Source organism: uncultured Rothia sp., assembly GCF_916049665.1.
In the GTDB taxonomy this organism is placed as follows: Bacteria; Actinomycetota; Actinomycetes; order Actinomycetales; family Micrococcaceae; genus Rothia.
The window spans coordinates 63,692-73,537 of the sequence record NZ_CAJZIE010000001.1; the positions used below are offsets into that span (position 1 = coordinate 63,692).

Annotated in this window: 5 protein-coding genes and 1 pseudogene; 1 reads left to right on the plus strand and 5 read right to left on the minus strand. The window is 63.6% G+C overall.

Features of this window, described 5'->3' with window-relative positions; genetic code table 11:
- Positions 1 to 143: 143 nt before the first annotated feature.
- On the minus strand, positions 144 to 5,657 hold the full coding sequence (locus tag QZ540_RS00235; protein WP_294626830.1) for a DEAD/DEAH box helicase: 5,514 nt from the start codon (positions 5,655 to 5,657) through the stop codon (positions 144 to 146).
- A 146-nt stretch (positions 5,658 to 5,803) separates the two neighbouring features.
- Between QZ540_RS00235 and QZ540_RS00240 the strand changes: the two genes are divergently transcribed.
- Complete coding sequence (locus QZ540_RS00240) at positions 5,804 to 6,391, plus strand: malonic semialdehyde reductase (RefSeq protein ID WP_294626831.1); 588 nt, start codon at positions 5,804 to 5,806, stop codon at positions 6,389 to 6,391.
- A 149-nt stretch (positions 6,392 to 6,540) separates the two neighbouring features.
- Here QZ540_RS00240 and QZ540_RS00245 read toward each other — a convergent pair whose 3' ends face one another.
- The 4 genes and pseudogenes from QZ540_RS00245 to QZ540_RS00260 form a co-directional block, all read right to left on the minus strand.
- Positions 6,541 to 7,494 (minus strand): DUF4232 domain-containing protein, encoded by a 954-nt coding sequence (locus QZ540_RS00245; RefSeq protein WP_294626832.1) that lies wholly within the window; start codon positions 7,492 to 7,494, stop codon positions 6,541 to 6,543.
- Positions 7,495 to 7,496: 2 nt separating this feature from the next.
- On the minus strand, positions 7,497 to 7,817 hold the full coding sequence (locus tag QZ540_RS00250; RefSeq protein ID WP_005509285.1) for a 2Fe-2S iron-sulfur cluster-binding protein: 321 nt from the start codon (positions 7,815 to 7,817) through the stop codon (positions 7,497 to 7,499).
- Between the two features lie 279 nt (positions 7,818 to 8,096).
- On the minus strand, positions 8,097 to 9,362 hold the full coding sequence (locus tag QZ540_RS00255; RefSeq protein ID WP_294626833.1) for a cell wall biosynthesis glycosyltransferase: 1,266 nt from the start codon (positions 9,360 to 9,362) through the stop codon (positions 8,097 to 8,099).
- Positions 9,362 to 9,846: pseudogene (locus QZ540_RS00260) on the minus strand (DNA repair protein); the annotation flags it as partial. The pseudogene QZ540_RS00260 and the gene QZ540_RS00255, both read right to left, overlap by 1 nt.

Here is a 9,846-nt window from a genome sequence, read left to right on the forward strand (position 1 = left end):
TCGTGAGTAGGGAAACATAATGCCCCGCATCCCCTTCCGTGAGGGTGTGGGGCATTATGCTGCTCAGATTTTGTGATGTTCAGGTTGAGGTTAAAGGAATTAGCTTAACTTGAGGCTGAGCCTGAGACCCTGTGCGGAGGGCGCTAAATGGAGCGTCGCAACGACAGCCCGCGAACCGTCGCGTAGAAACCCTGCGCCTGCAATGCTGCGCGCAGTGCCTCCACCGGATGCTCCACGATTTCGCTACCGGAGGTGCCCAGCGTGGATGCGTTCAGGGTGTGGGTGCCCAAAAGCTCCACATCGTTGACCTTCTCCACCGAAATCTTCTCCGCACCACCGGCAGACACCAGGCGCGCCAGGGCGGGGGCAGCCGCCTCCAGAAGCACCGGGTCGGTGGTAAACGCCAGCAGAGTCTTCGCGCCACGCTCCACGTACAGCACCGGGGCGCCGTTCACCAGTACCACGCAGGCGCCCGCCTTACGCGCCGGGCGGTGCTTCACCGGGCCCTCGCCTTCGTGCGCAAAGGAGGGAATCGGGGGCCAGCTCAACGCCGCACCGTACGGGTTCGCCGGGTCGGTCGCCGCCAGAAGGGTCACCGTGAACGTGCCGTACACCTGCTCCGTATCGGTACGCTGCGGGGTATAGGCGCTCGCACCAAAAGCCTGCGGACCTGCGGGAATGCTGAGATTATCGGCGGTGGAACGCAACAGATCCACCGTCGCCGGGGCGGCAAACTGAGCCGCGCCCAAACCCTCAATAAAGTAGCCGCGACGCACCAGCGCACGATCCTCAGCCGCCGAATAAATCCGGTACAGCTGCGAGAACCCGCCGGCAGAATCCTCCACCTGCAGGCACCCGCGAGTCAGCACGCCGTAGCGGTCCAGCAGCAGGTCGGCACGTGCGAGCGCCGCAACCGTCGCCTCTACCGGCTCCTGAAGGAGTGTGTCCACGCGCGAGAAACGGCCGCTATCCTGCGGTGCAACTGCGGGAGCGGCGGTATGGAGCCCGCCGCGGAGGGAATTGCCACGCAGGGAACGCAGGCCGCGCCCGGTGGCAGGCGCAGAGTAGCCGCTGGAACCATAACTATCAGCGCCGAAACTGCCCGCCATGCCGTTACCCATGGAGGCGCGCGCCGCCGCAATACGACCCGCACCGCGGCGACCCACCCGCGTCAGACGCGCAGCAAGTGCCGGAGTCGGATGCGCACTGCGGACACCGGCAAGCATCGCCCGAACCGGTGCGAAACTATCGTTCGTCACCGCGCCAGACCACACAAGCCGCCACAGCGCTGCCGAAACCTCCGCCGCATCCGGAAAAGTCACCACCTGACCGGCGGGCGCAGCCGCACTCATCAGCTGCGCCACCCGCTCACGCAGCGCCGGCACGAACAGGCCGCCGTGAGCCAGCGCCTCATAAATGGCGTGCTCGAGCGTGCCCGGAGTCTGCAGAGCCTCCCAGAGCTCGGGATTCTCTGCGTGCAGCAGCTGCTCCGGGTAGTCCTCGCCCAGAGTCAGCGAAGAGCTCTCGCTCAAATGCAGGCGAATCCAGCCGTCAGACTTCTGCGCGCTACCGCCGCCGAGCTGACCGGCACCGGTGAAGAACACCCTGCCGCTCGCCATAAGCTCGTCCAGCATGTGCGGCTGGTAGCCGGGCACGCGCGCCGGAAGAATCAGTGTCTCCAGGGCGGAAGCCGGTACGCGTACACCCGCCAACTGGTCGATGGCGGTGAGCAGGTCCTCTATTGCGGTGGCAGAGTTTTGAGCGGCACTATCGAGACCGTTGTCAGCGCTGTTCTCTGCCGCCGGGCTGAGGGGCACTACCTTCTCGCCCACCACCGTGGCGGCGCGGCGGGAGGGCATGAATGCACCGTAGGCGCTCGCCTCTGGCAGGGTCTGGGCAACCCGCACAGATAAAGAACGAACGTTCTGCCACGAAGGCAGGAAAACACCGTAGACCTGCGCCGATACCGGCTCAATCTCCTCACGTAGCGCCGCCAGCGAACGGGCGCGAATCGTGCGCAAAACCTGCGCATCTACCCACTCAACACCGACCGCACTGGGAGTACGTAGTACCTCGGGCAGGAACTCGCCGGAGCTCAGGCGGCGCTGCTGCTGAAGACGTTGCAACACCGGAGTCAGCACGCCCACACCCACCGGGGTCAGGCGCGAAAAATGCTCCGCCGCCTGCTGTGCCGTAAAGGGAATATGGGTGCGCGCATAGCGAGAAACCAGGTCTTCAAGAGGCTCCGCGACCGGCTCCAAAAGGGCAGTGGGAAGCGCCGCGGCAGGCATAATGCCCAGTCCATCGCGCAGGCGCGCGGCGTCCTCAACCACCGCGTAGTACAGCTGCGGCTCGGCAGAATCATCAGAAGCGCCCGCAAACGAGAACGCGCGGCGCGAGCGCACCAGCTGCTCCGCCAGCTCGCGTGCCTGCTCCACGCTGGCGTGGGCACCGTATTCCTCGTCGTACTCCTCGCCGTAGTTTTCAGAATCCTCATGCTCAGTGCCGGGTGCCTCAGCCCGCGGGTTGTCAGAGCGCAAACGCAGGCTCAATTCCCGCGCGCTCAACGGGCCCAGCTGGCGCAACAGATCCGCCACGCCCTCAACCCCGCAGGCGCGGTAACGCTCACCCGTGCGCTGCAGGCGTTGCTGAGTCTGCACCAGCACCGCCGGATCCAGCAGGTCACGCAGACCGCTCGAACCCAGCAACTCAGCCAGTAGCGCCGGGTCCAGCGAGAGCGCGGCGGCGCGGCGTTCGGCGGCGGGCGCATCCCCGTTGTAGAGGTGCTCGGCAACGTACTCAAAGAGCAGGGTGCGCGCAAAAGGCGAAGGCTCGTTCGTCTCAACCTCAAGCATGGACACCGCCCGAGACTGCAACGAACGGTGTACCTGAACCAGCGCCGGAACGTCGTACACATCCTGCAGACACTCGCGCGCCGTCTCCAAAAGCACCGGAAAATCAGGGTACTTACGCGCCACATCCAGCAGCTGGGCCGCACGCTGACGTTGCTGCCACAGCGGGGTACGCTTACCCGGATCACGGCGCGGCAACAGCAGGGCACGCGCCGCATTCTCACGGAACCGAGAGGCAAAAAGCGCCGAATCGCCCACGCGTTCGGTGACAATCGCCTCCAGCTCGTCCGGGTCGAAAAGGAACAAATCAGCACCCGGCGGCACATCCTCCATGGCGGGTAGACGCAGAATCAGACCGTCGTCACTCGCCATGACCGAGGCGTCCACACCGTACCGCTCCTCAATGCGGGCACGCACCGCCAGCGCCCAGGGTGCGTGCACCCCGTAGCCCAGCGGTGAATGCAGAACCACGCGCCAATCGCCCAGCTCATCGCGGTGCCGCTCCACAATCATGCGGGTGTCGGAGGGGACCGCCCCGGTGGATTCGCGCTGTTCACGCAGGTAGGCGAGCAGGTTATCGACCGCCCAGGTGTCCAGCCCGAGCTGTTCGAGCTGCTGGCGGGCGGCGGCGCTATCGGTGGCATCCAGGCTGGAGAGGGCGCGCGTGAACGCGCCCGTCTGCACGCCCAGGGCGTAGGGGCGGCCCATGCGGTCGCCATGCCAGAAGGGCAGACGCGCGGGCTGACCGGGCGCGGGGGAGACCCGCACCGCGTCGTGCGTAATTTCTTCAATGCGCCAACTGCTCGCGCCGAGGGTGATGACCTCGCCGGCGCGGGATTCGTACACCATTTCTTCGTCGAGCTCACCCACACGCTTGGGGCCGCGCTCTTCATCGCCGCTGACCAGGTAGACGGGGAAGAGCCCGCGGTCGGGAATCGTGCCGCCGCTGGTGACGGCGAGGCGCTGCGCACCGGGGCGGCCCTCAATACTTCCGGAGGGCGCCTCCTCGGTGGGGGTGCGGTCCCAGATGATGCGCGGGCGCAGTTCGGCGAACTCGTCGGAGGGGTAGCGTCCGGCGAGCATTTCGAGCACGGAGTCGAAGAGGGCGCGCGGCAGCTCGGCGTAGGGTGCGCTGCGGCGTAGCGCCTCGTACCAGGAGTCCACGCTGATGGGGCCTAATGCGCAGGCGGCGATGGTCTGCTGTGCGAGTACGTCCAGGGGGTTGGTGGGGATGGCGAGCGGTTCGAGGGTTCCGCTGCGCATTCCGGCGAGTGTGACGGTTGCACCGAGCAGGTCGCCGCGGTGCTTGGGGTAGAAGAATCCGCGCGAAATTTCGCCCACGCGGTGTCCGGCGCGGCCCACGCGCTGCAGCGCGGAGGCGACCGAGGGAGGTGCGGCCACCTGGATTACGAGGTCCACGTGGCCCATATCGATGCCCAGTTCCAGGGAGCTGGTGGCGACCACGCAGCGCAGGGTTCCGCCCTTGAGCGCCTCCTCGATGAGGGTGCGCTGTTCCTTGGATACGGAGCCGTGGTGCGCGCGGGCGAGCGGCGGCACCTCGGCGATGTCGCAGATGCCTGCCGCGTAGTCTTCGGGGTCGATTCCCTGCTTCGCGAGGACGCGGCGCAGGTGAATATCGTTGAGTGCCGCGGTGAGCTTTTCCGCTAGTCCACGCGAGTTAACGAAAACAATCGTAGAACGGTTGTTCTCAATATGGTCGACGATGCGCTCCTGCACGCGCGGCCAAATAGAAGTCTCGGGGCGCTCGCTATCGGGAGTTTCGCGGAGTGATTCTTCCGGGATGGTGAGCGTATTTTTGGGTGCGGTGTTATCGCCCTGTTGTGTCGGGTTTGCTTGCCCGGTTTCTTTCGCGATTTCCTGCCCGGGGAATACGCCAATGGCATCTTCGAGCGTGTAGGGCGCGCTCGCCGGGGTGTCGGCTGCGCTGGGGGCAGGCTGCGCTACGCCCTGTTGTGAGCCGGTAGAAGTTGAGCCCGCGCCTCCCGGCACCTCCGAGGGTGCGTATTCTGATGGCGCGTAGAGCCCCTGCCCGTAGTCGTTGGCGCCTCCGAGTGCCGCCATGTTGGGCACGGGCACGCTCAGGCGCAGGTCCCATTCTTTGGCGACCGGGCGGCTCATGATGGTCACCGGCTGAATGCCGCCGAGGAACCGGGCGACCGCCTCGGGGTTTTCGACGGTTGCGGAGAGGCCAATGCGCTGTGCGGGGTTCGCAAGGAGCGCGTCGAGGCGTTCGAGGGAGATCGCCAGGTGCGCGCCGCGTTTGGTGGCGGCGAGGTTGTGAATCTCGTCCACGATCACGGTGGTCACGCCTGCGAGGGTGTTGCGGGCGGCGCTGGTGAGCATGAGGTAGAGGGATTCGGGGGTGGTGATGAGAATGTCGGGCGGGTTGCTGATGAGCTGGCGGCGTTCGCGTGCGGGGGTGTCGCCGCTGCGCACGCCCACGCTGATGCTCGGCTCGCCAGCGTCGTTGCCGCTCAGACGGGTAATTCCGGTCAGCGGTGCGCGAAGGTTGCGTTCAACGTCCGCACCGAGCGCTTTGAGCGGCGAAATATAAAGGATGCGCGTGCCGCCTGCGGTGCCGGTTTCGTGTTCGCGGTGGAGGGCGTCGAGTGCCCAGAGGAAGGCGGCGAGGGTTTTGCCGGAGCCGGTGGGGGCGATGATGAGGGTGTTGTTGCCGTTGCGGATGCTCTCCCATGCGCCTTCTTGGGCGGCGGTGGGTGCGTTGAAGGTGGTGCGGAACCAGTCGCGTACGGGTGCGGAGAAGTGGGAGAGTGCGTCGGTCATGTATCTATTATGGCGGGGTTTATGGTGTGCGCCTCTTGAATTGTTGGGGGCTGGGGGAGGAAGATGTGCTTGACAGGTTCCTAACAAGCCCGTAATGTTTTACTTGTAAAGTAATCGACTGAGAGAACAGCACAAAGGAGCACACCATGACCCGCCTGAACGAAGAACAGCTCATCAACCTCTTTCACGAGCCGCGCACCGTCTCCTCCTTCACCGAGGAGCCCGTCACCGACGAGCAGCTGCGCCGCATCCAGGAGCTGACCTTCTACGGCCCCACCGCCTTCAACAGCCAGCCCCTGCGCATCACCTGGATCAAGAGCCCCGAGGCACGCGAGCGCCTCGTCGCACACCTGGCTGACGGCAACAAGGCTAAGACCCAGGCGGCACCGGTCACCGCGATTCTCTCCGCAGACGCACACTGGGTAGAGCACGCTGACACCTTCAACCCCAACGCTGCCGGCTTCATCAAGGGCTTCTACACCACCGAAGAACTCGCCACCCCCGCCGCTGAGCTGAGCGCTCACCTGCAGGCAGGCTACTTCATCACTGCAATCCGCGCCCTTGGTCTGGACGCTGGCCCCATGACCGGCGCAGACTTCGCCGGCATCAAGAAGGAATTCTTCGCGGACAACGCAGAGATCCCCTTCCTCGTCGTCAACATCGGTCACGGCAAGGTTCCCGCATACCCGCGCGGTGCACGCTTCAGCCACGAGGACGTCACCCGCTCCCTCTAAGAGCGTGCGGCTACCGCATAGCTAAAGCTAAACCATAGGCTTATAGACAGTTCAAGGGTGGTTCCCCATCGCGGGGAACCGCCCTTGAACTATATGCGAACTATATGCGCACACAACGTGCCAGAGTATTCACATCTGCAACGGGCGCGTTAGCGGGCACCAAATTGACCCACCGACAGCTGCGGAACCGACGAAGAGCAGGCCACCGTATCCAGCGGAACAATCACGCCACCGGAACCGGAGGGAAGACCCACCAGGAAGCCCTGAACCGGTCGGCTACCGCAATCGTCACCGAAGCGTGCCGGGTACACCGAACGCAGTACCGCGGTGGTGCTATCGCCGGGGTTGAGGGTCACACCCGCAGGGTTCATGTACTCGTCGGAGGTGGAAGCCTCACGACCAACCCAGGTTCCCGAAGGACCCGCATGGACCACGCGCGGGTAGCCGCGCAGGGTGCAGGGAGAGTTCGAGGAGTTCTGGAAGTACAGGGTGTAGTTTCGGGCGCCGGGGGAGCCTTCTCCAATAGCAACCGAAACGTTCAGGTCGTCCAGATCGCACTGGGTCGGTCCCTCAGCAGCGTTATTGTTGGAGGAGTTAGATGACTTCTCCGAAGAGCTCGAGGAATTCGAGGAGTTGGAAGAATTCGACGAGTTCGAGGAACCGGAGGAGTTCGAAGAGTTGCCCGAAGAGCGAGAGCCCGACTGTGAAGACGAGTCTGAGCTCTTCTGGGAGTCCTGCTGAGAATCAGAGTCGTCCGACTTGTTCTGCTCGGAACCCTCGTGGGAGGACTCAGAAGAGTGAGAGTCAGAGTTCTGCTTCGACTCGTGAGTCTCGGTGTGGGAAGAAGACTCAGAGTGCTCAGAGGAAGACTCGTGGTGCTCCGCGTCGGGGGAGTTCACCACGGTAATGGAACCCGGGCTCACCGAAGGGGTAGCCCCGTCGGAGGCTACTCGAATCGTGCCGGGCTTGACCGAAGCCGAAGCGCTCGGCTGTGCCGAGGTGTCTTCAGCTTCCTGACCGGCCTGGGACGCGCCGCATCCACTGAGCGCGAGCACGCAACAGAGGAGGGTGGTTGATGCGAGTACCTGAGCCGATTTAAACATGATTACATCGCCGCCTGCATTTGGATTTCTGCTCCGTCCATACCGGGGGCGTACTCGACCTGGCAGCACAGGCGAGAGTACTCGTTGGCGACATCGTCGACCATATCGAGCAGATCCTGCTCAGCTTCGGTGCGCTCACCGGAAGCCTCGAAGTGCTCGGGGTCGATGAAGCCGTGGCAGGTAGCGCAGGATGCGTTACCACCGCAGGTTGCGAGGACCGGCACGCCGTTAGCCTGGAGGGTTTCCAGGAGGGTGTGGTGGTCTTCCCACTGAATGTCGTAGTTTACGCCTGCTTCGTCAGTGACCTTAATCGTTACGCCCATGCGTTCTCCTTCTTCTGTAGTGATGCGTTTCTATTGTAGAGGTAGGGGCTGTTATTCACCGTACTTTGTGGCGCATCCCCAACCCTACCGTCACGCATATCACGGGAACGCATATTAATTTTTATGCTGAGTAGCATGTCTGTATTGCCCCCAGTCTACCCCGTATTGCCCTGACAACGCGGGATATCAGTACCAATGAATACTGCCCCCAGATGCAAAGACATGCTGGGGGCAGTATAAAGAACCGGCACGCGGGCGCGCTTCAACGGTGACGAAGAGCTACTCGGATTCCTTCTCCGCCGTCTTCTCCGCGCTCTTCTCGGCGTCCTGCTTTTCTGCGCTGTGGTCATCAGTGTTCTGGACACTTCGTCCCGGACCGCGCACAATACCTCGCACGCTATCACGCGGGTCGGCGTAGCGCAGGTCAATACCGAAGGTATTGCGGATCTGGCGTGCCGAGTTCAGGTGCCAACGCTGCGAATCCGAGGGAGTCACCGAGGTGACCGCCTTCTGCCCCGGAGCCAGCTTCTCGTGGCGGATATCGTAGTGCTTACCGCCCATGGTGATGGTGAAGCCGTGCTCCTGCAGTAGCTGCACGAATGCGTCCACATCGTGCGGGATCTTGCGGCCGCGCTGCCTCTTCGTACCGCTCATCCTCGGCTGCGATTCGAAGGGGTTACGGCTGGGCGCGGTGCCGCGGCTAATACGAATCACCTGCTGGTCGGAGTGCGAGAACTCCACCTGGTAGCCGTTGAGCGAGTACACGGTGCGGCTACTGCCGGGAATCGGGCGGCGGTCCTCAGCCTCATCGAGGATGCGGGCAATGTACTCGCCGGTCAGGCCGAGCGCCTTGAGCTGAGCCTGAGCCTCCGGGGAGAGCTGGTAGCCTCCCGCGAGAGCCTGCAGCGGGCGTAGTGCGAGCACCTCGGCGGTCAGGGGGTTGAGCACCACCTGGTAGCCTTCTTCCTCGTGCGTGTAGAGGGTGACTTCGCGACCGTAGCGGTTCTCCTGCGCGCTTTCTTGAACCACTGTGCTTGCGGGCGACTCGATGATGTCCAGCAGCAGCTCGTAGGTGAGGCCGTGGCGCATCATGTAGTCCATGACGCCGGGGAGCACACCGTAGATACGGCGGCGCGGCGGCACGTCGCCGTAGAATTCCTTCTCGATGCGCGCGGCAATACGCTGGTTCTCCAGCGGCACCTCGGTCAGCGGGATAAGGCGCTGGTTGGAGGGGCGAATCTTGGCGCGTGCGGCGGCGGGCTTGGGTGCCTGACGGTAAGCGTCCACGAGTGCCTGCTGCTGTTCCACGAACTCCTGGGCAATGAGCGGCAACAGGGTGAAGTAGAGCTCTGCCGCTTCGGGCTTGAGCGCGCCGTTCTCATCGAGCAGGGAAGCGCCGTCCTTAGCGAGCAAATCCCACGGCTTATCGTTTGCTGCGCTCTCTTCGGAACCCTGGTTCTCCCGGTAGCTATAGGTTGCGAGGGAAGCAAGCTCCTGCAGGCGAACGTACACTTCAAGAGGAATGGTGATCTGCTTAGCGGACATTATTTCTCCTCCTCAGTAGTGTTTTCTGCCTGGGTTGCCTTATCTTCTGCCTGCTTTGCCAGGGTGTTGCTGAGCTCTTCGAGCTGCGCCTTACGCAGGGCTTCCGCGTGCAGGTGATGGAAATCCGGGGTCTTCGCCAGAGCCAGAACGGTCCGCTCATCCGGCGAGATTGCAATTTCCAGACCCTGCGCCGCGTAGATGCGGGTCCAGCCGTCAGCCATGCGCACGCTTTCGGGGCTGTTCAGCGTCTGAAGCATCAGATCGAAAACGAACGGCGGGTTCTTCTTCAGGAAGGTGCGGGCGCGCTCGCTGAATTCGAGCTCCAGGGCGTTGAGCGAGGTGTATTCGCCCTGCGCCAGGGATGCCTGCGCCGCCTCGTTGTAGTCGGCGTCGTATTCGTCGATGACGGTAATGACTTCTGCGGAGGCGGTGTTCACGTCAACGCGGTAGTCGTCGTGCGTGAAGCGGATGGTCCAGTCGTTGA